Origin of the sequence: Solidesulfovibrio aerotolerans (genome assembly GCF_009856865.1) — a bacterium.
Lineage (GTDB): Bacteria > Desulfobacterota > Desulfovibrionia > Desulfovibrionales > Desulfovibrionaceae > Solidesulfovibrio > Solidesulfovibrio aerotolerans.
The window spans coordinates 1-23,341 of the sequence record NZ_WVUD01000027.1 but is presented as its reverse complement, the minus strand read 5'-3'; the positions used below and the strand labels follow the sequence as shown (position 1 = coordinate 23,341).

25 protein-coding genes are annotated in these 23,341 nt (G+C 63.9%); 14 read left to right on the top strand and 11 right to left on the bottom strand.

Annotation, left to right across the window (positions count from 1 at the left end; translation table 11 throughout):
* Positions 1–75: 75 nt before the first annotated feature.
* Positions 76–957: an AraC family transcriptional regulator gene (locus GTA51_RS13885; RefSeq protein WP_160962032.1), complete on the bottom strand. Its 882-nt coding sequence runs from the start codon at positions 955–957 to the stop codon at positions 76–78.
* A gap of 238 nt (positions 958–1,195) precedes the next feature.
* Here GTA51_RS13885 and GTA51_RS13880 point away from each other — a divergent pair, with 238 nt between their 5' ends.
* From GTA51_RS13880 to GTA51_RS13865, 4 genes are read left to right on the top strand one after another with little or no spacing between them, the layout of a single operon-like run.
* Entirely contained in the window at positions 1,196–1,741 is a 546-nt protein-coding gene (locus tag GTA51_RS13880; RefSeq protein WP_160962030.1) for a DUF2975 domain-containing protein, read from the top strand.
* Between the two features lie 7 nt (positions 1,742–1,748).
* Positions 1,749–1,982 carry a helix-turn-helix domain-containing protein gene (locus GTA51_RS13875; RefSeq protein ID WP_160962028.1) on the top strand — a complete coding sequence of 78 codons (234 nt, stop codon included), beginning with the start codon at positions 1,749–1,751 and terminating at the stop codon, positions 1,980–1,982.
* Between the two features lies 1 nt (position 1,983).
* On the top strand, positions 1,984–2,583 hold the full coding sequence (locus tag GTA51_RS13870; protein ID WP_160962026.1) for an NAD(P)H-dependent oxidoreductase: 600 nt from the start codon (positions 1,984–1,986) through the stop codon (positions 2,581–2,583).
* Positions 2,584–2,595: 12 nt separating this feature from the next.
* Positions 2,596–2,796, top strand: a complete 201-nt coding sequence (locus GTA51_RS13865) for a 2-hydroxymuconate tautomerase family protein (RefSeq protein ID WP_160962024.1) — start codon at positions 2,596–2,598, stop codon at positions 2,794–2,796.
* Positions 2,797–3,067: 271 nt separating this feature from the next.
* Here GTA51_RS13865 and GTA51_RS13860 read toward each other — a convergent pair whose 3' ends face one another.
* Genes GTA51_RS13860 through GTA51_RS13850 form a run of 3 tightly spaced genes read right to left on the bottom strand, consistent with a single transcriptional unit; the run spans position 3,068 to position 4,782 of the window.
* Positions 3,068–3,508: a DMT family transporter gene (locus GTA51_RS13860; RefSeq protein ID WP_160962022.1), complete on the bottom strand. Its 441-nt coding sequence runs from the start codon at positions 3,506–3,508 to the stop codon at positions 3,068–3,070.
* Between the two features lie 14 nt (positions 3,509–3,522).
* Positions 3,523–3,930, bottom strand: coding sequence for a YccF domain-containing protein (locus GTA51_RS13855; protein WP_160962020.1), 408 nt, complete (start codon positions 3,928–3,930; stop codon positions 3,523–3,525).
* 15 nt (positions 3,931–3,945) lie between these two features.
* On the bottom strand, positions 3,946–4,782 hold the full coding sequence (locus GTA51_RS13850) for a rhodanese-like domain-containing protein (RefSeq protein WP_160962018.1): 837 nt from the start codon (positions 4,780–4,782) through the stop codon (positions 3,946–3,948).
* A gap of 119 nt (positions 4,783–4,901) precedes the next feature.
* On the opposite strand from GTA51_RS13850, the gene GTA51_RS13845 reads away from it, so the two are divergent.
* The 4 genes from GTA51_RS13845 to GTA51_RS13830 all read left to right on the top strand — a co-directional run bounded on the left by GTA51_RS13845 (position 4,902) and on the right by GTA51_RS13830 (position 7,302).
* On the top strand, positions 4,902–5,408 hold the full coding sequence (locus GTA51_RS13845; protein WP_160962016.1) for a rhodanese-like domain-containing protein: 507 nt from the start codon (positions 4,902–4,904) through the stop codon (positions 5,406–5,408).
* Positions 5,405–5,824: a MauE/DoxX family redox-associated membrane protein gene (locus GTA51_RS13840; RefSeq protein WP_160962014.1), complete on the top strand. Its 420-nt coding sequence runs from the start codon at positions 5,405–5,407 to the stop codon at positions 5,822–5,824. Before GTA51_RS13845 ends, GTA51_RS13840 begins: the two co-directional genes overlap by 4 nt.
* 10 nt (positions 5,825–5,834) lie before the next feature.
* Positions 5,835–6,473, top strand: a complete 639-nt coding sequence (locus tag GTA51_RS13835) for a TetR/AcrR family transcriptional regulator (protein WP_160962013.1) — start codon at positions 5,835–5,837, stop codon at positions 6,471–6,473.
* Between the two features lie 64 nt (positions 6,474–6,537).
* Positions 6,538–7,302, top strand: coding sequence for an enoyl-ACP reductase FabI (locus GTA51_RS13830; RefSeq protein ID WP_160962011.1), 765 nt, complete (start codon positions 6,538–6,540; stop codon positions 7,300–7,302).
* Between the two features lie 82 nt (positions 7,303–7,384).
* On the opposite strand, the gene GTA51_RS13825 is transcribed toward GTA51_RS13830, so the two are convergent.
* Positions 7,385–8,887: a polymer-forming cytoskeletal protein gene (locus tag GTA51_RS13825; RefSeq protein ID WP_160962009.1), complete on the bottom strand. Its 1,503-nt coding sequence runs from the start codon at positions 8,885–8,887 to the stop codon at positions 7,385–7,387.
* A gap of 379 nt (positions 8,888–9,266) precedes the next feature.
* On the opposite strand from GTA51_RS13825, the gene GTA51_RS13820 reads away from it, so the two are divergent.
* The 3 genes from GTA51_RS13820 (at position 9,267) to GTA51_RS13810 (ending at position 11,695) form a co-directional block, all read left to right on the top strand.
* On the top strand, positions 9,267–9,920 hold the full coding sequence (locus GTA51_RS13820) for a TetR/AcrR family transcriptional regulator (RefSeq protein ID WP_160962007.1): 654 nt from the start codon (positions 9,267–9,269) through the stop codon (positions 9,918–9,920).
* Positions 9,917–11,140 carry an acyltransferase family protein gene (locus GTA51_RS13815; protein WP_160962005.1) on the top strand — a complete coding sequence of 408 codons (1,224 nt, stop codon included), beginning with the start codon at positions 9,917–9,919 and terminating at the stop codon, positions 11,138–11,140. The genes GTA51_RS13820 and GTA51_RS13815 overlap by 4 nt, the downstream gene beginning before the upstream one ends.
* A gap of 111 nt (positions 11,141–11,251) precedes the next feature.
* Complete coding sequence (locus tag GTA51_RS13810) at positions 11,252–11,695, top strand: DUF3795 domain-containing protein (RefSeq protein WP_160962003.1); 444 nt, start codon at positions 11,252–11,254, stop codon at positions 11,693–11,695.
* A gap of 104 nt (positions 11,696–11,799) precedes the next feature.
* Here the strand turns inward: GTA51_RS13810 and GTA51_RS13805 are convergent, their stop codons facing one another.
* Positions 11,800–12,027 carry a MoaD/ThiS family protein gene (locus GTA51_RS13805; RefSeq protein WP_160962001.1) on the bottom strand — a complete coding sequence of 76 codons (228 nt, stop codon included), beginning with the start codon at positions 12,025–12,027 and terminating at the stop codon, positions 11,800–11,802.
* Positions 12,028–12,281: 254 nt separating this feature from the next.
* On the opposite strand from GTA51_RS13805, the gene GTA51_RS13800 reads away from it, so the two are divergent.
* Positions 12,282–13,934, top strand: coding sequence for an alpha-keto acid decarboxylase family protein (locus GTA51_RS13800; protein WP_160961999.1), 1,653 nt, complete (start codon positions 12,282–12,284; stop codon positions 13,932–13,934).
* A gap of 22 nt (positions 13,935–13,956) precedes the next feature.
* Here the strand turns inward: GTA51_RS13800 and GTA51_RS13795 are convergent, their stop codons facing one another.
* The 5 genes from GTA51_RS13795 to GTA51_RS13775 form a co-directional block, all read right to left on the bottom strand.
* Entirely contained in the window at positions 13,957–15,141 is a 1,185-nt protein-coding gene (locus GTA51_RS13795; RefSeq protein ID WP_160961997.1) for a sensor histidine kinase, read from the bottom strand.
* Positions 15,142–15,163: 22 nt separating this feature from the next.
* Positions 15,164–15,580, bottom strand: a complete 417-nt coding sequence (locus GTA51_RS13790; protein WP_160961995.1) for a secondary thiamine-phosphate synthase enzyme YjbQ — start codon at positions 15,578–15,580, stop codon at positions 15,164–15,166.
* A gap of 84 nt (positions 15,581–15,664) precedes the next feature.
* Positions 15,665–17,359, bottom strand: coding sequence for an FAD-dependent oxidoreductase (locus tag GTA51_RS13785; RefSeq protein WP_160961993.1), 1,695 nt, complete (start codon positions 17,357–17,359; stop codon positions 15,665–15,667).
* A 155-nt stretch (positions 17,360–17,514) separates the two neighbouring features.
* Complete coding sequence (locus GTA51_RS13780; RefSeq protein WP_160961991.1) at positions 17,515–18,612, bottom strand: glycosyltransferase family 4 protein; 1,098 nt, start codon at positions 18,610–18,612, stop codon at positions 17,515–17,517.
* Between the two features lie 3 nt (positions 18,613–18,615).
* Positions 18,616–20,598 (bottom strand): glycosyltransferase, encoded by a 1,983-nt coding sequence (locus tag GTA51_RS13775; RefSeq protein WP_160961989.1) that lies wholly within the window; start codon positions 20,596–20,598, stop codon positions 18,616–18,618.
* A gap of 61 nt (positions 20,599–20,659) precedes the next feature.
* Between GTA51_RS13775 and GTA51_RS13770 the strand changes: the two genes are divergently transcribed.
* Together GTA51_RS13770 and GTA51_RS13765 are read left to right on the top strand one after the other, a co-directional pair.
* Entirely contained in the window at positions 20,660–21,565 is a 906-nt protein-coding gene (locus GTA51_RS13770; protein ID WP_246198139.1) for an ABC transporter permease, read from the top strand.
* On the top strand, positions 21,555–22,967 hold the full coding sequence (locus GTA51_RS13765) for an ABC transporter ATP-binding protein (RefSeq protein ID WP_160962104.1): 1,413 nt from the start codon (positions 21,555–21,557) through the stop codon (positions 22,965–22,967). Before GTA51_RS13770 ends, GTA51_RS13765 begins: the two co-directional genes overlap by 11 nt.
* Positions 22,968–23,341 lie beyond the last annotated feature (374 nt).

The following is a 23,341-nucleotide window of genomic DNA, read 5'->3' as shown; positions in this document are numbered from 1 at the left end:
CAACAGCAGATGCCCCCGGCCGTCGGGGGCATCTGCTGTTTTCTCTTCCCTTACTTCTTTTCTCCGTCCATTTTCCTAACCGGCCGGGGCCAGCGCCACGTAGATTTCCGTCAGGTTGTCTTCGGGCGGCGTGGTTTTGGGGTCGGTCAGATAGAACTCCATGCTCGGCCCGGCGGCAAATTCCCGGCCAGACTGCGGTCCCCAGACGCCGGCCAGCCAGGCATAGGCCGGGCCAAGGTTGGTGTACGGCCCCTTGACCACGGCGCTGGCGTATTCCTGATCCCCGATGACCGCCACCGGCAGTTCCGGCGTGCCGGCAAAGCTGTCCGGCACGGTCAGGCAGGCGTCGTAGCGGATTTTCTCCGGCGGCGTGATCTGGGGACAGTCGTGGCCGATGCCGATAAATTGGGTCGTCGGCCCGAACAGTCCCAGCGGCCCGGCCAGGGCGCACAGCGTTTCCCAGGCTCCCTCGCACTGGTCGTAGGGACCGACATGGCGCACGCAGGCCACCTTGAACGGCGGCAGTTTCTTGATGGTGACGGTCAAATCCATAGTCATGAACTCCTCCTGGATAAGGGGTTGGCATGTGGGAATGGCCGGCGGGCCGCTGCGGGCCAGGCAGGCGCGCCGCCAGGCTGAAGGTGCCATCGAATAGACGCGGGCAAAGGCGCGGGTAAAGGCTTCCGGGGCGTCGAAACCCGCATCCAGCGCCACGTCCGTCACCGGCTGGTCGCTGTAGCACAGGCGTTGGGCCGCCCGTTCCAACCGCAGCCGGCGCAGGCACGCGCCAACCGTCTCGCCGGTCATGCCGGCAAAGACCCGGTGGAAGTGGTATGGCGAGAAATGGGCCGCCGTCGCGATGTCGGCCAGGGACAGTTCGCCGTCAAGCCCTGCCTCCATCACCTGCATGGCGGCCAACACCCGCCGTTCCCAATCCTTTCGCGTCTGTGTGGTCATTCGTCCTCCGTGGCCAGGGTGATACCCGGCCCTCAGGCTGCGCGCCTGATATTTTTTGCTTTTTTCATAAAACGGGTGGGATTGTCTGATTTGAAATGATAAACAAGCTAAAATTATTGTTGCACAATAATTTTAGCTTGTTTATCAATCCCTCGTCCGGACAGTGAGCCAGAGAGTTGGGCAACTTCGCCCGCCGTTTGTCGCCGCTTCGGCGGACACAGAAAAGAGGAAAACAATCATGGAAGCCACGAACAACCTGGAACGCATCCGGCGACAGGGCCGGCTGCTCGAAATCATCTGCCTCGTGGCGGCTGTATCGGTCGTGCCGCTGACTGCCGTCTATTGGACTGCCTTTAACCTGTTGCCGGCGGACATGACCCGCCAGGCCGCCGAACTGGCTGTCTCGCCCGAACTGCCGGGCTGGGTGCGCCTGCTGTGTTTCCTGGCCGCCCTGGTGCCGGGTGTGGCGCTCATGGTCACCTTGCTGCGGCTGCGCCGCCTCTTTGCTCTCTACAAGGCCGGGCGCATCTTCACCCTGGCCACCGTGGCCTGCTTTCAGTCCGTGGCCAGGGCGCTTTTTGTCTGGGCCGCCTGCGCAATTCTCTCTACGCCGCTGCACGGGCTGGCCGTCACCGCCGCCAATCCGCCGGGACGCCACATGCTCACCCTGGGCATCGGCACCACCGAACTGGCCCTGCTTTTCATTGCGACGCTGGCTGTGGTTCTCGCCCGGGTCATGGACGAGGCCAGACGTCTGGACGAAGAAGCGGCACTGACGGTATAGGCCGGTTATGGCAATTATTGTCAATCTCGACGTCATGTTGGCCCGGCGCAAAGTCAGCTCCAAGGAACTGGCCGAGGCCGTGGGCATCACTGCCCAAAACCTCTCGATCCTCAAAACCGGCAAGGCCAAGGCCATACGCTTCTCGACCCTGGAAGCCGTCTGCGCCTTTTTGGCCTGCCAGCCCGGCGATATCCTGGAATACCGCCAGGATGGCGATGCACCGTCAAGCAAAGGAGACTGACGTGGCCTATTGTGTCATCCTGGCCCATCCCGACCCCGGCAGCTTTAACCACGCCCTGGCCCGGGCCGCCTGCGATGCCCTGTCCGGCCTTGGCCGCGAGGTGCACTGCTACGACCTCTATGCCGAGGGCTTCGACCCCAGGCTCCCGGCTGCCGAACTCGGCCGCGATGCGCCCTTGGATGATGCCCTGGCCCGGCACTGCGCCGCAGCCGCCGCAGCCGAAGGGTTTGTCATTGTCCACCCCAACTGGTGGGGCATGCCCCCGGCTGTGCTCACCGGTTGGGTGGACCGGGTGCTGCGCCCGGGCGTGGCCTACGAATTCGTTGCCGGCGACGGCGGCGAAGGCGTGCCCCGGGGCCTGCTCGCCGCCAAAGCAGCCGTCGTCCTCAACACCTCCAACACCGCCGCCGCACGCGAACAAAGCGTTTTTGGCGACCCCTTGGAGCGCATCTGGAAGGACTGCATTTTTGGCCTGTGCGGCGTGTCCGACGTGCGCCGCCGCATGTTTGAAACCATCGTGACCAGCACCCCGGCCCAGCGCCGGGACTGGCTGGCCGATGCCGCAACCCTGGTCGAGCAAACCTTCGGCCCAGCCGCATAAAAGGAGAATCCCATGCCCTTCGTCAACATCAAGATCACCCGCGACGGTGCCACCGCCGAACAAAAAGCCCAACTCATCGAAGGCGTGACCAACCTGCTGCGTGACGTCATGGGCAAAAATCCGCAAACCACCGTGGTCATCATCGACGAAGTCGAGTGCGACAACTGGGGCATCGGCGGCGAATCCGTCACCGTGCGCCGGGCGCGGGGGTAGGTGAAGCGCGATGATGTAGGCAGAAGATGAAGACGAAGAGTGGGGCGCTGCCCCACGCCCCGCCGGGGGGCTCAGCCCCCCGGCCCCCCGGGTTGGGGTTGGGGGAAGCGGGTGGGAGGTGGTGGCTTGTGACGACGGTGGCGCGTTTTTTCGGGGGGCGAGGCCGACGCTGGCGCGCCGGCCTCGCCCCCCGAAAAAACGCGCCACCGACTGGCCATCGGTCCCGGGGCGGGACCGAAAGGGGGGGAATGTGCGGAAGTGCCGGATTCCCTTAATAACGAATCAGGTAGACGCCGGCCAGCAGCAGGATGGAGCCGGCCAGACGCTTGCCGTCAAAGGCGATGTGCGGAAAACCGAGTAGCCCGAAGTGGTCCAGCGCCATGGACGCCGCCACCTGTCCGGCCAGGGTCAGGGCGATCATGGCCCCGCCGCCGATGCGCGGAGCCAGAATCACCGTGGCTGTGACGAAAAATGCCCCCATGGTGCCGCCGATCCAGTACCACCAGGGTGAGGTTTTAAGTGCTGTGGCAACGGGGACGCCCTGGCCCATGACGGCCAAAATGGCGGCCAGGGCCAGCGTGCCAACCAGAAACGACACGAAGGCGGCCGGGATGGCCCCATCCACCATGCCGGCCAGCTTGGAATTGATACCGGCCTGGATGGGCATGAACATGCCGGCGGTCAGGGCCAGGGCAAGGAGCAGATACTGCACGGGCGCTCCTCGGTTTAGTAGCGTTTTTCGATGACGGTCTTGCCGATGGGGGCCAGGGCCAGACCGGCGAGCTTGAGATGCTGCAGGGCAAAGGGGATGCCGATAATCGTCACAAAGTTGGCCACGGCCGCCAGCAGATGGCCGATGGCCAGCCAGACCCCGGCCAGTACGAACCAGATCACGTTGCCGATAAAACCCAGGGTGCCGGTGCCGATATCGTGGCCGGACACGTCGCGGCGATCCACGACTTCCTTGCCAAACGGCCACAGGGACAGGTTGCCCAGAACGAAACAGGCCCTGGCCCAGGGCAGGCCGATGATGGTGATGGCCATAACGACGCCGGCCAGATACCAGCCGATGGCCATCCAGAAGCCGCCGAGGATGAGCCACAAGATGTTCATGAGGAAATTGACGGGTTGCATGAAAAGCTCCTTGGCTTAGGCGGTTGCGATGCGGGATAAAAGGACGCCCACGGCGTGCAAATGGGCTTTTTCCTCCTGGGCCAGGCTTCCATAGAGGGCTTTGGCGTCGGCATTTTCGGTGCGCCCGGCCAGTCGGGAATACAGGTCCAGGGCCTGGGCCTCAACAGACGCGGCCAGTTCCAGGGCCTCCTGGGCCGAGGCCGGTTCACCGCCAAGCTGGGCCAGGAAGTCGGCGGCCGGCAGCCCGCCTTCAAGTTCGGGCGCGACGTTGGCGAGCAGGCTGGCCAGTTCGGCTGTGTCACCGGTTTCCTTGGCATAGAGGCTGTGCACATGGGCTAAATGGCGGTCTTCAAAAACAGCCAACCGGGTGAAGGTGGCGGCGGCGTCGCCGTCTGGGGCCGTGCTGGCCAGTTTTTTATAAAACGCGCCCAGGGCCGCTTCCATGCCAAGGGCCGCGCGCAAGATCTGGCGCGGGGTTTCGTTGCCGGAAAGCAGCGTCAGGCCGGCGTCCGGTGCTCCAATGGCTGCCGCGCCCTGCCAGGCCATGGCCCCGCCCAGCATGTTGACGATGCGGGGAAACCCGGCTCCGGCCAGGAGCCGGGCCGCAGCGGCGCTGCGCGCGCCTGAGCGGCAGTAGACCACGACGGGTTTGCCTTTGTCGATTCCCTCCAAGCGGTCGGGCAGATCGGGCAAGGGCAGAAGTGTCGCGCCCGGCAGATGGAATTCTTCGTATTCCGGTTCCATGCGGACATCAAGGAGCGAAACCTCCCCGGGACGTGCGGCGGCAAGCAGGGCGCGCACGGCCTGGGGCGAGGCGTTTTCGATTTGTGGCGGGGAAGCGGTGTCGGACATGGCCGTCTCCGGGGTTACGGGGGGTTACGGGTTGCGTTCTGGCCGGCGGGTAGGATAGCTTGGGCCTTGTGCCCAAAGCATATGCTCGTGGGCGGGAAATCTTGTCAAGGCAGGAACGTATGGCGCAGGTTGGAACGCGGTGGCTCACGCCGCTGTGGCTGGAGTTGGCGGTCATCCTCGTGCTCGGGGCGGGCCTGTCCGTGGCCATGAACATGGCCCGGACGGAACCTGTGCCCTGGGTCATCGATTTTGCGGCCCTGGATAAGCGCGATGCGCTGCGCCGCGGGCTGGAAACCATTGAACCCCACGCGGCCCTGACCATGCTTGGCAAGCCCGGGGTGGTTTTCGTGGACGCCCGCACGGCCGAGGAATTTGCCGGACAGCGGGTGGCCGGGGCCAAAAATCTGCCCCAGGAAGCCATGTACGGCGACCTGGACGCAGCGGCCAAATCCCTCGGGCTTACAACCGAAGACCGGATTGTGGTCTATTGCGGCAATCTGCTGTGCGACAAAAGCAAGGAACTGGCCGAGGCGTTGCGCACGGCCGGCTTTCCCTATGTGACGGTCATGCCGGAAGGATTGGATGGCTGGCGGACCGTTGGCGGACCCATGGAGGGTGGCGCGTGAGAACTCTCGGCATTCTGGCCCGCCTGGCCCTGGGCATTATTTTTCTGGCTGCGGCCTGGGACAAGATCGTCGATCCCATGGCCTTTGCCAAGATCATGCGCAACTACCAGATTCTGCCCGATATGGCCGTGGCCGGTGTGGCCCTGGTGTTGCCCTGGATCGAGGTGGTGGTGGGCATGTGCCTGTTGACCGGGTGCATGGCCCGGGGCGCGGCCTTGTCTGCCTGCCTCATGATGGCCGTCTTCCTGTCGGCCATGGCCTGGGCCCAGCACAAGGGCATCGCCACCCAGTGCGGCTGTTTCACCACCAAGGCCGATGACAGCATTTCCATGGTCACTTTTATTCGTGACGGTTCGATCATGGCCCTGGCCCTGCTGGTTGCCGTGGACGTCTTTGTCCGGGCGCGGCGCGCCTAAAGGATTCCCCATGACCGGGGTCAAAGTCATTCCCATCGGCAAACCGCGCACCGTGCGCCTGCGCCTTCTGGAAGCGCTTGGCGATCTGCTGGCCAGGCAGGGTTTCGACGGCCTGTCCCTGGAAGCCGTGGCCAAGACGGCGGGCCTGGAGCGGGCTGTTGTGCTGCGCCATTTCCAGGATCTCGACGACATGGTCACGGCCTTTGGCCAGTCGGAGGCCTTTTGGCCCACGGTTGCAGAACTGCGCGAAGAAGTGGCTGAGCGTTTCGCGGCCATGCCGCCGCGCGCCCAACTGGCCCATTTCTTCAAGGCCACCATCCGGGGGCTGCTGGCCCGGCCGCGAACGCTGGACATCCTGGCCTGGGAACTTATGTCGCGAAACCGCTATACCCGGCTGCTGGAATATCCCCGGGTGCGGGCGGCGCTGGAATTTTTCGAGACCGTCACCGGCGAAGTGCCGGAAACCCTTGATCTGACCGCTGTTGTGGCTGTACTGGGCGGCGCGGTCATCTTTCTGGTCGTGCGTTCCCGGCAGTCCGGCGTGTTCGGGGGGCTTAATCTCTATGACGACACCGACCGCGAACGCGTGGACCGGGTGCTGGACCTGCTGTTAACCGGCATTATCCGCGAGGCCGAGATCCGTCCCTAACGGCCGCCCGGCCGCCTGTCCCGGTCGGGACGTCAGTCTGCCGGGCGCGAGAAGGAGTTGTGCAATGTTGATGCAAGACAAAAAAGCCGTGGTGTTTGGCGTGGTCAATGAGCGCAGCATCGCCTACGGCATTGCCAAATCGCTGTGCGAGCAGGGCGCGAAACTGGCCCTGGGCTACGCCGCCGAACCGATCCGCAAGCGCATCGAGCCTATTGCCGCTGCGCTGGGAGCTGATTTCATCTTTCAGTGCAATGTGTCCAGCGACGCCGAGATTGCCGCCGCTGCCGGGGGCGTGCGCGAGCAGTGGGGGAGCGTTGACTGTCTGGTCCATTCCATCGCTTATGCCAATCGGGAGGATCTCACCGGCCGGTTTATCGACACCAGCCGCGAGGGTTTTCGCGTGGCGCTTGATGTCTCGGCCTATTCCCTGGTGGCCCTGTGCCGGGCTTTTGAGCCGCTGTTGTCCCCGGGCGCGTCGGTGATGACGCTGAGCTACTACGGAGCCGGCCGGGTTGTCGCCAACTACAACGCCATGGGCGTGGCCAAGTCGGCCCTGGAAGCCAGCGTGCGCTATCTGGCCGTGGATCTGGGCAAGCGGGGCGTTCGCATCAATGCCATCAGCGCCGGTCCGGTCAAGACCATGGCCGCCTCGGCCATCACCGGCTTTCGCACCATCCTTGAAACTATTGAGAACCGTTCGCCGCTTGGCCGCAACATCAGCCTGGAAGACATCGGGCGTTGCGCCCTCTATCTCGCCTCGGACCTGTCCTCGGGCACCACCGGCGAGGTCATTTTTGTCGATTCCGGCTACAATATCATGGGAGTGTAACCAACGCCCTCTCCAAAAAAACCACAAGTACCACAAGGCCGGAGTGATCCGGCCTTTTTTGTTGTGGTGCCGGGGCTGCGGTTCAATGGCTGTTGAGGTAGTTGGAGCCGACGTACTTTATTTCATACCAGGCGTTGTTGGGATTGATGGCTCCATTTATACTTTGCAGCGAGCCAATGATGGATGAGCCGCCGCCAGGGTTGATATTGCCTGCCGCCAGGATCGTTCCAAACCAATCGACGCCGCCGCCGAGGGAGAAGGTGCCGCCGGTGTACAGAAAAACTTTGGCGGCCGCTGCGGAAAATGTCTCGCCAATGTTGTCCATTCTATTACTGTTGGCGAAGCAGTTTCCAGAGCTACTCGTTTTGACGTAGAGTGTGGCATTGCTTGAAACATTTCCAGATACAAATATATTGATGTCTCCAGCCGAAACGTCAAGGCATATGTCGGTCCACGACGTAGTAAATGTTGTATAATAGTAATTCCCCGCAGTAAAGGTCATTGCGCTGTTGATACTGATGGGATTTGTTGCGGTAAAAACCGGCGCTGTCGGCGGGGCGTATGTGGCGCAAGCCACGGGAGATGTTGGGCCGGTTGGGTTGGTAAAGATGCTGCCGTAGAGATGCGTCTGCCACTGGGTCGTGGTGACGCCGTTTTGGGCATACATATTGCCGTAGACCGTGATGTTTTGCAGGGCTATGGCGTTCTGGCTGTGGATATCGACGTAGATGGTCGAACCGCCGGTGACGGTGACTGTCCCGCTGGCGTAGATGAATCGCTTGGTCGAGGCCGTGCCCATGCGGCCGTTGAGAAAATTGACAGTGGAAAGACTGTGAATGTCGCCGTTGACCGTGGCACCGCCGTTAATGGTCACGGTGCCCTTGGCGTAGATGGTGCCGTTAACCGTAGCACCGCCGTCGATCAGCACGTCTCCCTGGGCGTAGATGTTGCCGTTGACGACCTGGGAACCGCCACTGACGGTGATGTCGGTGTTGGAACAGAGAAATGCGCCGGCTCCGCCCACGGTCACCCCGCCCGAGACGGTCAGGGGCGTCGTGGTTGAAGTCGAAGTGATGGAGCCGGTAACGGTCGAGCCGCCTTGAAGCGTCACGGTTTCAGCCATGACATCCCCACCGACGTACCCCGCCACCTTGGCGCTTTTGCCAAAAATGCCCGCAGTATCCGAAGGATCGGTTGTACCACCACCAGATGGTGCCGGCACTACATTGCCCGTGACATATGCGTTGGATACGATTGCCGTTCCCGGGTTGGCCGTGCCAAGAACCGTGACGGGATAGATCCCCGTTCCAATGTTTTTTGCGCCGACGGTGAGACGAAAGGTGGCGTCATTGGTCAAGGTGAAGTCAGTGGCTCCGGCTGTGACGAGGTCGGCGAGGTTTGCGTCGGTCTGCGCCCTGGCATAATTGACACCGGAGTAGGCGGCATAGGTGGCTGCATCGGAGCGGTTGCCTTCAAGCGTTGTGCCAACAGTTGAAGACACCATGGTATAGGTTGCAGAGCCTAAGACAGCGATAATCAATATGGAGGCAATGGCGTATAACAGCGCAGCGCCTTTCGTGTTCATGGTGCTCTCCAGGGCAGTGCCTGACACAGATTATTTATGAACAAGCGCCAACGCCTTCTTGTTGGTTCGAAAAGACGCCAGAACCTGGATGTCGTTCGATAACCTCCAACAGCCCTATCCCCAGGGGGCGGACGCCAGGGATTCCACAGATAGGAGTCTTCAGGATATTCCCTATTTTCCTGGTCAAAAATAAGACCACTATCCGCAATTACAAGGGGGGTGCCAATATGAGATTCTCGCGGTGGGACTTGGGCCGGAATCTGCCGCCCCGCTTCAGGACTCACGCCTGGGTGCAGGCCACTGCCAGGGCTTGACGCTACCGGCAATTGCTGGCACTGGCTGATAAACAAGTGTTTAATACATTTGTTTGGGAGGAGCCATGGCCGAAGAAGCAAGCGGGGTCAGGGAACGGCTGTTCTGGGGGGCGCTGCGCACCTTTGCCGCCAAGGGCTACAAGGCGGCCACGGTGCGCGACATCTGCCGGGAGGCCGGCGGGGTCAATCTCAATGCCGTGCAGTACTATTTCGGGGGCAAGGACAAGCTCTACCAAGCCGTGCTGGAGGTGCTTTTTACCGAGGGCGACCGGCAAATGCGCCTGCGCCTTGCCGCCGGCGAGGGGACTTCGGCCGAGGAGCGGCTGCGGCTGTTGCTTGAGGTCTTTTGCCAGACACTTTTCAGCCACGGCGAGGCCGGCGACGCCTTCCTGCGGCTGTGGGCCATGGAGCTGGCCAACCCGACCCCCTTTCTCGGCGATATGGTGGAGCGCCACAGCCGGCCCCAGACCCTGGCTGTACTTGAGCTTATGGCCGAATTGCTCGGCCGCAACGCGCCTGTGCCGGTGCTTATGGCCTGCATGTCCAGCGTGCTCGGGCCGTGCCTGTATCAGGCGCTTATGTGGCCGACCGTGCAGCGGATACTTCCCGGCCATCCGCCCATGACCGGGCACTGGGCCGAACTGGCTGCCCATTGCTTTCGTTTTTCCATGGCCGGCCTTGCCGCTGTGCGCCAATCTCTGGACGAGGAGGGTGTATGAGTACCCAGACTGCGGCGGGTGGGCGCATTGCCCCCCTGGACGCCCTGCGCCTGGTCGGCGTGCTGGCCGTGGTGGCTCTGCATGCCGGCGTGGCCTACGGCACGGTGGTTCCCTGGTGGTATGTGACCGATCCGGACCGAACGCGGCTGATGGATTTCGTGCTGGCCTTGGCCGACGGCTTTCCCATGCCGCTGCTGTTTGGCGTGGCCGGCTATTTCGCCTGTCCGTCCCTTGAGCGGCACGGCCCGGCCGGATTTGTCATTGGCAAGGCCCGGCGCCTCCTTGTCCCGCTTGTCGGCCTGACGCTTTTTTATTGCCCGGTCATTGCCTATGTGGATTTCTTGGACAAGGGCGGGACGGGCGGCTTTTTTATGCGTTGGCTGGCACTGTTGCCTTCGCTGGCCGACTGGCGCTTCCAGCTTTTTTCCGCAAACCAGGCAACCTCGGCCACCCGGGATATGGTGTGGTCGTACCATCTGTGGTTTCTGCCCCTGCTGTTCCTTTTCTGTCTGGCCCTGGCCGCCGCCCGGCCTGTTGCCGGGTCCGGGCCGAGTCGGCCGGCCAGAGCGGGCGGGCCGGGCTGGGGGCGGTTTGGCCTGCTGGCCTTGGGCGTTGGTCTGGCTGCGGGCGTTGGCCAGATTTGTTGGCCGGATGCAGCCTGGAGCAGACTGGGGCCTTTCCTGGCTTTCCAGCCGGCGCGGCTTCCCCAGTATGCTGGGTTTTTCCTGCTCGGGATTTTTGCCTGGGCACACGGCTGGTTCGTGGCGTATGGCGTCCCGGGGCGTCTCTGGGACTGGGGGATTGGGGCTGTTGTCTTTTTTGCGCTTATGGTGGCCAGCCGGATTGTGACCCTGGGGGCCTTTCCCGGTGTTGACTGGCTGCTGCTGGCCCACGGCCTGGCCCGCACCGGCTTTGCCCTGGCTGTTATGGGCCTGCTGGCTGTGGCTTTGGCCCGGACCGGGGCGCGCTCGCTGTGGCGACGGCCGGGGTTGGCCCAAGCCTCCTTTGCTCTTTATCTCCTGCATTTCCCCATGGTCATTGTCTTACAATACGTTTTGGTCGGGACAGGATTGCCGCTTGCAGCCAAGTTTGCGGTGTGTTTTCTGGTCCCTGTGGCGGTGTGTCTGGGGCTTGGCCGGCTTTTGGGCCGGTGGCGGGGCTTTTTGGTCCCTGTGCTGGCGGCGGCGACATTTGGGCTTAGTCTGGCGGTCTGGCCCTGAGCCTGCCGTGGGAGGAACTCTGGACGTGAAAAAAACAGGTATTGGCCGGGTTGGCGGCCGGAGTCGCCGGCAAAACAGGATCGGCACCCACCGGCCATAAGGAGCAGCGACATGACGGATGACGCGTTACTGCGGCGCATCGCCCCCTGCGGGCTGGACTGCGGCCGCTGTCTGGACAATCCCGACAGCCCCATCGGCCGCCACGCCCGGGAACTGGCCCGGGAACTGGGCGGCTTCGGCCGACGGGCAGCGTTTTTCAGCCAGCTTGATCCGGTATTTGCCGCCTACCCTGAATTTGAACGCGTCCTGACGCGGCTTGGCCAGGGCGGCTGTGCAAGCTGTCGCACCGGGACATGTCTCTTGGGCGACTGCCGGGTCAAGGATTGCGTCCGGGAGCGGGGGCTGGCTTTTTGTTTTGCCTGCGCCGACTTTGCGGCCTGCGACCCGGGACTGCCGCCGGGGCTGGCCGAACGCTGGCGGGCTAATAACCGGCGCATGGCCGACATCGGCCTTGAGGCCTACGCGTTGTGGCTTGACGGGCAGCCCCGCTACTGAGGCCGTCCGGGCCGGACGCGGGAGGCGTCGTCGCCCCAGGCACACGGCTGCGGCGGCGTAAAGACGGCCGGGGTATTGCTGCGGCGGCCGGGCTTATTGCCGCTTCAGCCGCCGCCGACGGGCGGGAAAAGGCCAATCCGGTCGCCGTCTGCCAACACCCGGTCCAGCTCGGCGGCCTGGCCGTTGACGAAGACGATTTTGATTTCATCGACGGGGATGGTCAGCCGCTCGGCCAGGGCACGGACTGTTTCTCCGTCCTTGAGCGGGAAGGCGCTGGCGTTGTCCGGGGTCAGCGGGGCCAGGGTGGCGTAGCATTTGAGATCAATGGGCATGGCGTCCTCCAGAGCGTGGCCGGCCGGTGGTGTCCGGCAGCGTTATGCTTATGGCAACATATTTTTGCCGGGCTGTCCATGCACCCCGCCGTCTTCCGGGCCGCCGGGCGCAGGGACAGCCTGTCCGGCGTTGCTTCGGTCCTTGGCTGCGTGTATGTTGGCCGGAGATTTTCACGCCAAGGGTCGCCAGCCGTGCGGCCGCGCCCTGGCCGACGCTGCTTCCCAGCCGGCCGCCACTTCCCGGAGGATTGCCCATGAGCCAGACTGTCATCGAACTGCTTATGACCCGTTTAAAGCAAATCGGCGTCACCGACGTCTTTGGCGTGCCCGGCGATTTCTCCTTCGCCTTAAACGACGCCATCGACAACGATCCCGACATGCGCTGGATCGGCTGCACCAACGAACTCAACGCCGCCTACGCCGCTGACGGCTACGCCCGCATCAAAGGCCGCTCGGCGCTGTGCACCACCTACGGCGTGGGCGAGCTTTCGGCGCTGTGCGGCGTGGCCGGCTCCTACACCGAGCATCTGCCCATTTTTCATCTGGTCGGCATGCCGAGTATTTCCACCCAGCGCTCCCGGCGCATCGTCCACCATACCCTCGGCGACGGGCAGTTTGACGCCTATGCCGCCATGACCAAGCCGGTGGTCTGCGCCAGCGCCATTTTGACCGCCGAAAACGCCGCCTGCCAGATCGAGCGCTGCATCGAGGCGGCCGGCTCCCGCAACCGGCCGGTCTACATGGCCCTGCCCCAGGATCAGGCCGACAAGCCCCTGCCCGGGGAATACGTCTGCGCCCCGGAAGCGCCCCAAAGCGATCCCGCGACCCTGGCCGCCGTCATTGAAGCCATTGCCGAAAAGGTCGCCGCCGCCGGCTCGACGGTCGTCCTGGCCGGCTATCTCATCGCGCGCCTGGGGCTGCGCGGTGCCGCCAGGGAACTGCTCGGTCGCACCGGACTGCCCTTTGCCACGATGTTTATGGACAAGACCGCCCTGGACGAGACGCTGCCCGGCTATGTCGGCCTCTACGACGGCCGCATCATGAATCCTGAAGTGCGCGATTTTGTGGAAGGTTGCGAATGCGTCTTAAACCTTGGGGCGATCTGGAGCGATTTTAACACCGGGGCCTTTACCGCCCACATCGATCCCAGCCGCATGATTGCCGTCATGCAGCACGAGGTGCGCATCGGCCACGCCGTTTTTGCCAATGTGGAGATGCGCGACGTCCTGGCCGGGCTGGCCACGGCCCTGCCGCACAAGCCCATGGCCGGTCCCCGGGCCAAGGGCCTGGGCCAACCCAAGGGCGGCCCCGACGATCCCATCACGCCGGATTATCTCTATCCGCGCTGGGAGCAGTTTTTGCGACCGGGCGACGCGGTCATTGCCGAGACCGGCACGGTGTCCATGGGCCTGGGGTTTGCGCTCATGCCCGAGGGCGCGGAATTTTTCAACCAGACCTTGTGGGGAGCCATCGGCTGGGCCACGCCGGCCGCTTTCGGGGCCGCCCTGGCTGCGCCCGAGCGGCGCACGATCCTTTTTACCGGCGAAGGCGCCCATCAGATGACGGTCCAGGAATTGGGCCAATTCGGCCTGCACGGCTTAAAGCCCATCGTTTTTTGCCTCAATAACGACGGCTATCTGATCGAGCGCCTTTTGTGCAAAAACCCCATGAGCGCCTACAACGATCTGGCCCCCTGGAACTATACCCAGTTGCCGGCCGCGTTTGGCCTCACCGATTGGTACTGTGCCAAGGTCACCACCAACGCCGCATTGGAGCAGGCCCTGGCCCGGGCCGAGACTTGCGGCACGGGAACCTATATCGAAGTGGTGATGGATCGCATGGCCGCCTCGCCCCTGGCCCAAAAGCTTGGCGAGTCCATAAAGACCCTCTACGCCAGCGCCACCTAAAAGGGCGTTTCCCGGGGACGCGTTAGCGGGGGGCAGAGGCGTCGGGCGGGGCTGCCCCCTCCTGGGCCAAGGGCAGGGTCAGGACGCAACGCGTCCCGCCTTCGATCAGCCCCATGGCGATGCCGCCGGAATATTTCCGGGCGATGGTCTTGGCCATGGCCAGCCCCATGCCCGTGGCCATGGGGTCGGTGGAATGAAACGGGCTGAAAATCCGGGTCAGTTCTTCAGCGGTCAGGGTCTGGCCGGTGTTTTCGATGGTCAGCATGGCGAAACCCCGGCGGCCGTTATTGGGCTGGCAGAGTACGCTGACGCGCGGATTCTCGGGCGCGGCGTAGCGCACGGCGTTATCCAGTAGCGCAAAAAGCAAGGTGTCGAGGTCGTTTGGGGCCATGGCAAGGCGGTCGGCCTCGGGCGCGACGGCCACGTCGAGGACGACCTTTAGCCGATCGGGCTGGGCGGCAATCCGGGCCAGGACCGCCTGCAGGATCGGCGACAGGGGCGTTGTTTCGGCCGCCGGCTCGCGTTGCGACACGTCCATGTAATGGGTCACCGAGCGGGCCAGGGCGTCCAGTCGGGCCGCTTCCTCCAGCACCACCTGGGCCGCGGCCGTTACCTCGACGTCCTGGCCGCGCAGGCGCACAAGCCGCCGGGCCTGACTGCCGATGACCATGATGGGGTTTCGCACCTGATGGGCGATGCCCTGGATGACGTCCAGTTCGCACCGGGTGGCAAAGGTCACGAAGGCGTCGGTCTCCACGAGCAGGCTGAAATCGATGAAGGCATCAATGGCGCGCAGTACAGGCGGGGCATCGTTTCCCGGCACGCTGGCCACGACTTTTTCGTGCAAAAAGACCCGGGCCAGGGCGTAGGCCATGCTGATCAGGCGGTGGTCCACATTGTAGGCCACATGGGCCTGCCCACTGCGCCACAGGCGCGTGAGGAGTTCGTCGCCAAGCCCCTGGCGAAAAAGGCCCGAGAACCATTCCATCCAGTTGCGGCGCAGTTTGGACGGGTCGGGCAGGTTGTCCTGGACGATGCGCAACTGCGGCGACTCCTGGACAAAGGCCTGGATGCGCTCGGCAAAGTCTTCGGGCCTAGCCCCAAGGACGTCGGCCCAACGGGCCAGCGGGTTTTCCGGCAGCTCCGAGAGGCCGAGCAGTTCGCGAAAGCGATGCAGACGATCGGTTGGAATATCGGACAAGGACATGGGCCTCTCCTTTGCGAAAAAGCTACTCGCCGATGATTTTGACCAAGACCCGCTTTTTGCGGCGGCCGTCGAACTCGCCGTAAAAGATTTGTTCCCATGTCCCGAGATCGAGGCGGCCCTCGGTCACGGCCACGACAACCTCCCGGCCCATGATCTGGCGTTTCATGTGGGCGTCGGCGTTGTCCTCGCCGACGTTGTGGCGATAGCCCGAGACGGGCTCGTGGGGGGCGAGCTTTTCCAGCCATACCTCATAATCATGGTGCAGGCCGGATTCGTCGTCGTTTATAAAGACAGAGGCCGTAATGTGCATGGCGTTGACCAGACACAGGCCTTCGCGGATGCCGGATGCGTCAAGGCTGGCCTGGGCGTCCCGGGTGATGTTTAGAAACCCCCGACGCGACGGGACAGTGAACCAGAGTTCCTTGCGGTAGCTTTTCATGGCGCGGCTCCAGGCGTTTTTTTGTCCTGTAGCCCAAACGGCCGGGATTGTCCTCCCGGCCCTCCCGAAGCCGCGCCAGCTGTCCTATTTCTCCAGGGCAAACGGCCAGGCCGCCAGCCCGCCTTCCATGACCGTCACATTGGTATAGCCTGCCGCTTCCAGAATGCTTTCGGCTTCGTAGCCGCGCATGGACACCTTGCAATAGGCCACAATGGGCGCGTTTTTGTCTGCCGGCATTTCACCCAGGCGCTTTCGCAACTGCCCCAGCGGCACCAGCGTCTCGCCCAGGCCCAGACGCATTTCCTCAAATTCCTTGGGGCCGCGCACGTCCAGCAGAAACGGCGTCTCCCCGGCATCGAGCCGGCCCTTGACCGCCACACACGACTGGCCCTGCATCAGGCCGCGCATCTTGTTTTGAACGATATGGGCCGTTCCAATGGCATGATCGATGGCCAGGGAATAGGGCGGGGCATAGGGCAGATCGGCCATGGCCACATCGTCCACGGTCAGCCCGCCAAGGATGGCCATGGCCATTTCCGCCGCCTGCCGGTTGACATTGCCGGCACCGACGCAGGCAAAGCCGAGAATGCGTCCCGTGCCCGCTTCGACCACGATCTTGGAGACAACGGGCTTGGCACCCATGAAGCCCGGAATGTCCGGGCCGGCGTTTATGGCCGTGACCACCTCAAACCCGGCTTCCCTGGCCCGGCGTTCGGACAGGCCGGTGGACGCGGCGGCAAAATCAAACACCTTGCAGATGCCGCTGCCGATGGTTCCGGGAAAGGTCGCCTTGTCGCCAAGGACCGCATTTTCCCCGGCCACCCGGCCTTCGAGATTGGCCAGATCGCCGTAGGGGGCCAGCATCGGTTTGCCGGTCAGCCTGTTTAACACTTCCACGCAGTCGCCTGCAGCGTAGATGTCCGGGTCGGACGTGGTCATATGCGCGTTGACGGCAATGCCGCCGGTCGCGCCAAGGGTCAGGCCGGCCGCCTTGGCCAGGGCCACGTTTGGCGAAACGCCAATGGCCATGACCACCAGCGAACACGGCAGTTCCCGGCCATCGGCCAGGCGAACGCCGGTCACTTTGCCTGCTGCGCCGAGGATCTCGCTGATGCCAACGCCGGTGACGATGGTCGCGCCCTTGGCGCGGGCATGCTTTTCCACCAGCAGGGCCAGTTCGGGATCGAGAAAGCTTAAAATGTGGGGCAGGGCCTCGACCACGGTAACGGCCATGCCGGCGGTCACCAGGGCTTCGCAGGTTTCCATGCCGATAAGCCCGCCGCCGACAATGACCGCCTGCCCGCCCTTGGCAGCGGCGGCAACAGCCCGCAGGCCATCGGCGTCGGCCAGACTCGACAGCGTGGTCACTCCGGCCAGTTCGCGGCCCGGGATGGGCGGCACTTTGGGCATCGAACCCGTGGCCAGGATGAGTTTGTCATAGGGCAGATGGCCGGTTTCGCCGGTGGCGGCGCGTTTCCAGGCAACCGTTCGGGCCGCGCGGTCAATGGCCGTCACTTCCGTGCCGACCAGGGCGGCAACACCCTTGGCCCCGGCGAAAAAGGCCGGATCGCGCACCACCCCGACCGGTGTCGCCAGCAGCATGGCCCGATCCCGGACTTCGCCGGACACGTAATACGGATAGCCGCACGAGGCCATGGACAGTTCCGGGGCCTTTTGCAGCAGGGTGACTTCGGCCGTCTGATCCAACCGTTTGGCCCGGGCCGCGGCTTTGGGGCCGGCCGCCGTGCCGCCGATGACGACGATGCGTTTTTTGCTCATGATCTTTTCCCCTGTTTTTCTCTGCGGTTAGTATTTGTTGTGGCCGACTTTCGGCCTGGAAGGCGCACTGAATTCCCGTACAGTTCATACCGTAAACTAAAAAAGCCTGCAACCGCTGGAATCGCCGCAGACGCAGCGGCGCAGCCAAGGGGGCATCAGCCGGCGGCAGCGATCAGGGCGTCCAGGGTGGCAACGGCGGTGCGTTCCCAGGTGAAGCGGGCTTCGTTGGCGTAGCCTTCGTCTCTCAGCGCTTGGCGCAGGGCGTGGTCGGTCACGATGCGGGCGAGTCCCACGGCCCAGGCGTCCACGGAATGCGGATCGACCAGCAGCGCCCCGTGTCCGGCCACCTCGGGCAGGGACGTGGCATCGGCGCAGATCACCGGCACGCCACAGGCTTGGGCTTCCAGGATGGGCAGGCCAAAACCTTCAAACAGCGAGGGAAAGGCCAGGACATGGGCACTGCGGTAGAGCAGCGGCATTTCATGCCGGGGCACATGCCCCAGCCGGCGCACCCGGTCGGTCAGGCCGGCCTCGCGCACCAGGACGTCAAAATCTTCGCTCCAGGCCAGACCGCCGGTCAGGACCAGATCGCACGGAGCAAGATCGGCCATGCGGGCGTAGGCGGCCAGCAGGGTGGGCAGATTTTTTCGCGGCGAGATATTGCCGCTGTAGAGAATGAAATGGCGGTCGAGGTTGTGGCGGCGGCGAAACCCGGCCAGGGCGCTGGCATCCACCGGGGCATGGTAGAGGGGATCGCAGGCCAGATGGGTGACCGCCACCTGCGTCGGCCGGGCCTTGGTCAGGCGCAGGACGTCATGGCGGGTGTACTCGGATATGGCGACAAGCCGCTTGGCCCGTCTGGCGCTGTAGCGGATGGCCCAGCGCATGTAGGCGGTGTCGGCGGCACGGTACATGGACAAGGTGGGGTGGAAATAGCCCAGATCCAGCATGGCGACCACGGCCGGGCAGGGGATGGCGGGCGGCATGTTGGAGGAGGGAAAAAAGGCCGCGTCGCAGGGGCGGCGGCGCAGCGCCAGCGGCAGGGCCAGCCAGTCAAAGGCCAGCCGGTTTCTGACCGGCAGCACGATTTCCGTGGCACCGGCAAAGGTGCCCAGATGGCTGGCGTGGGGATAATAGAGCACCAGTTCGTGGCCTGTATTAAGGGCCAGCAGGGCGTTGACCAGACTTATCAGGTATTCTTTCGGGCCGCCGGAAGGATACTCCAGCGTGCGGGCGTTTATGGCGATGCGCATGGCTTATCCGGCGAGATGGTGCTTTCTGCGGGCATAGGCGCGCAGGGGTTCCAGGCGGCAATTGATCTGGCTGGGGAGCGCGCGGCCTTTTACTAAGGCCCCGAGTTGGGCCAAAACCGAACCCAGGCGCACTTCCAGGGTCACCAGTTTGATGGCCAGTTCATGGAGCAGCCCCTGGCCGTGGCGGTGCTGGCAGGCGTAGACGTCGCGGCGAAAGACTTCCTGCCAGGTGGCGGTCTTGGCCGATTCGTGCAGGCGAAAGGCCGCCAGCGTCTTGGGGATGCGGATGATGCGGCCCTGCCGGCTGATGCGCTCAAAGAGGTCGAAATCCATGCAGTAGGCAAAGGCCGTGTCCATGCCGCCGGCCGCCAGATAGGCGCTTTTGCGAAAAAACGTGGACTGCTGGGCCACGGCCATGGTGTGGCGCATTTGCCGGGCCGAGGGTGCCAGCACCATATCGATCATGACCGGACGGCCGTCCGCGTCGGTCAGCACCGTATCGCCGGTGACCATGACCGCCTCGGGATGGCGGGCAAAGGCCAGGGCCACGGCGGCCAGGGCGTCGTTGCTGACGAGATAATCATCGGAATTGAGCCAGCCCAGCACCTCGCCCGTGGCCCGGGCAAAGCCTTCGGCCAGGGCGGCTGTCTGGCCGGCGTCCGGGGCCGAGCGCCAATACGCCAGCCGGTCGCTCCAGCGGCCCAGGATGTCCGGGGTTGCGTCCGTGGAACCGCCGTCGAGCACAAGATGCTCCACGGCGACCCCTTGCTGGGCGGCCACGGTTTCCAGGGTCTGGGGCAGATAGGCGGCCTGATTGTAGGACGGGGTGACGATGCTGACCTTGGGTAGAATTGGGCGCAGTCCCGAGGCCTCGGTGAGCGCCGCGTAGACATGTTCGGCGCAGGCCTCCCAGGAAAAGGCGGCAGCACGATCCAGACCGAGTGCAACCTGACGGCAACGCTCGGCGTCGTCAGTACGCAGCCGGGTCAGGAGGCCGGCCAGGGCGGCGTCGTCATCCGGGGCAAAGGCGAGGCCGGCCACACCGGCCGCTTCCGGCAGCGAAGCGGCGTCGGCATAGGCAACCGGCGTGCCGCTGGCCATGGCTTCGAGCAGGGGCAGGCCAAAGCCCTCGTAGCGCGACGGAAAGACGAACGCCGTCGCTGCCCGGTAGGCCAGCCCCACGTCCGCATCGGACAGATAGCCCAGACAGCGGACGCGCTCGGGGGCAAGACCCGGGGGCATGGCGGCGGCCAGAGACGTGGCGTCGCCATGGCCGACCACGGCCAGGACCGGCGCAACGTTCTCCGGCAGCCGGGCCATGGCCCGCAGGGCGACGCCCAGATTTTTGTGCGGCATGAGGTTGCCCACACTTAAGACAAAATTTTCGGGCAGGCCGTGGCGGGTGCGAAAATCAGCCAGGGGTGCGGCGTCGTCGGCCGTTGCCGGGCGGAAACGACTGTGGTCCACGGCGCACAGGTCGGTGGGCCGGGTGCGGGCGGCCATGGGGCCGTAGAGGCGCAGCAGTTCGCGCCGGGTAAAGGCCGAAAGGGAAAGCGGGATGGTCAGACGGGCCAGACTGGCCCGCTGGCGCAGGGCGAAAACGAGGCGGATATGCCAGGGCAGGGTCTGGGGCAGACGCTTCCATAAAATATCATTGACCACCCCCACCGACCGGCCAAAAAAGCCCAGGGGCAGCAGGCCGTCCGGGGCGTAGTGGACGTCGGACCCGGCTTTTCTGATCTGCCAGGCCAGACCGGTCTGCTGCCAGGCGTAGAGCGACGGCATGTTGGCCGTGACGGCCCGCAGATGGCCGGATTCCAGCAGGGTAAGCGCCGTGGCATTGACGATGGGACGGCCTGAAACGAGAATGATTTCGTCGCGCCCGGCAGCCAGAGACGCCAGATGGGGCAGGATGGATTCCAGGCAGCGGCCGATGCCGGTACGCTTGGGATAGGATAAGGAACTGGCGTCGATAGTGATGCGCATGGGGCGTCCGAAGCGGCTTAAAAGTTCGGGGGTTGCGGCGGATGCGTTGACATGCGTCAATTTGATCGAATATGCAACCGGCTCCATGCATGTATCACCCAAAGCCATGGTCGTGCGGCGGCCCCGGGCCGGATCGTTATGGTCCGGTCTGTTGGCAGGTATCAGCCCCGTGGCCTTTGTCCGCGCCTTCTGGCGTCGCCGGGAAGTGCTTTCCACCTTCGCCCGCATCGAATTTGCCTCCCGCTATCACGGGGCGCAGCTCGGCGTGCTGTGGAGCCTCGTCTCGCCCCTGGCCACGCTTACTGTCTATACTTTCGTTTTCTCCGTTGTTTTCAAGCCCTCCTGGGCCGGCGGCGGCGATGGCGGAGTGGCTGGCTACGCCTTGATCCTCTTTGCCGGCCTGTCGGCCTTCGAGGTCTTTGCCACGAGCCTTAACCGCGCCCCCCGGATACTGTCGGAAAACGTTAATTTCATTAAAAAAGTCCTTTTTCCGCTGGAAATCTTGCCAGTTGGCGTCATTTTGGCGGCCGTACTGGAATCCCTGGTCAGCCTCGCTTTGGTGGCACTCGGCGTGCTCGTGACCACGGGACGCCTGCCGGCCACGGCGCTTTTTGCCCCGCTGGCCTATCTGCCCCTGACCATGCTGACCCTTGGCATGTGCTGGCTGCTCGCACCTGTTGGCGTTTTTCTCAAGGATCTCGGGAATATCGTCGGTGTTGGCGTCCAGCTCCTGTTTTTCGCCACTCCCATCCTCTATCCGCTCTCGGCCGTACCCGAGCCGTACCGGGGCCTTTTGGCTCTTAATCCGCTGCATCCCGTGGTCGATCATCTGCGCCGCACCATCATCTACGGCCAGATGCCCGACTGGCCGGCCCTTGGCGTTGTGACCCTGGTCTCGGCCGGGGTGATGCTGGTCGGCTACGCCTTTTTTATCAATATCAAGAGGCTGTTTGCCGATGCCGTCTGACGCCCCAATCATCGCCGCCCGGGGCGTGTCCAAGATGTACGAATTGTACTCCCGGCCCCAGGACCGACTGCGCCAGATGCTTTTCCCTGGCGGCAAGCCGCTGTACCGCGAGCATTGGGCGCTTCGCGACGTGTCCTTCGAGGTCGGTCCGGGCGAGGCCTTTGGCATCATCGGCAAGAACGGGGCCGGCAAATCGACCTTGCTCCAGGTTCTGGCCGGCGTTCTGGAGCCTACCGCCGGCGAGGTGGTCCTGCCCGAGCGCACCACGGCGCTCTTGGAACTCGGCTCAGGCTTTAAACCGGAATTCACCGGTCGGCAAAACGTCTACGTCAACGCCGCCGTGCTCGGCATTCCCCGGGCCACGGTGAGCGAGCGGTTGGATGACATCGCCGCCTTTGCCGATATCGGGGCCCACTTCGACCAGCCGGTCAAGACCTATTCCAGCGGCATGTTTTTGCGTCTGGCCTTTGCTGTGACCACGAGCCTGGAGCCAGACGTGCTCATCATCGATGAGGCTCTGGCTGTGGGCGACGTTTTTTTTCGCCAAAAGTGCTACAAGCGCCTGGAAGGGCTTCTTTCCCATGGCACGGTGGTGGTGCTCGTCTCCCATGCCATGAACGACGTGGCCCAGTTCTGCCACCGGGGGCTGCTGCTCGAACGCGGCCGGGTCACGTACCTGGGCGATGCGGCCGCAGCGGTCAAACGCTATATGGTGGGCGACGGCGGCTACGCCCCGGCTGACCTCGGCGACGCCGTGCGCGGCCTCGATCTGCCGCCCGAAGCCCAGGCCGACGATCCCTGGCCGGTGCCCGAAGCCTTTCTCGATCTTTCGACCGTGGCCGCAGCGGAAAACGACTGGGCCGGCTGCACCCATGTGGCCGTGTGCGACGTTTCGGGCCAGCCCTGCCGCAGTTTTGAGCAGGGCGAAACCATTTCGATTTTTTGCCGCTACGCCGTGCATCATGATCTGGAAGTGGCCGTGGCCGGGGTCGAACTTATTAACGACAAGCGCGTCATCGTCTTTGGCAAAAACAGCCTGCAATTTGACAGCGACCATCCGACCCTGACCCCGGCCGGCAGCAGTCTGCGGGTGCGCTTTGACGTCAAACTCGATCTGGCCCCGGGCGAATACACCTTCAATCTCGGCTTCTCGGCCATGAGCCACGAAGATTTCGAGCGTCGGGCCAGCCTGTCACACCAGGAACTGGAGAGCCGCAACACCGTCATATCCATCCTGACCCGGGCCGGGGATTTTCTGGTGACCTTTCGCAGCCGCGACACGACGCCGGTGCAACTTACCCACCACGGCGTGGCCAACCTGCCAGGACAGGCGACACTGCGCCTATATGGCGGCGACGGTAGTGGGACGGAGGAAGAGTGCCTCCGGCGGCCAAAGGGCTGAGTCCTTTGGAATCCCACCTGGAGACAAGGGGTTAAGGGGGAACGGCGTTGCCGCCACGGTGAGTGGGAGCGGGACTTCCGTCGAGCGGGCTATGCCGCAGGGCATGCTTGACGGAGGAAGAATGCCTCCGGCGGCCGGGGGCCTGAGGCCCCCGGACCCCCACAGGGGGAAAGGTTTAAAGGGGTTCTGGGGCGAGGTGCGGCAATCGCGTCGGCTACCGCTCTGGACGCAAACCCCTCATAATTCCATTTTACCACTTTCAAGCATCAGTCAGTGTTCGTACAAGAACACCTCACCCCCATGAAAAGTTTTTGGGGAAGGTGGGGGTCTGGGGGAGGAAACCCCTTTTTTCAAAAAGGGGTTTCCTCCCCCAG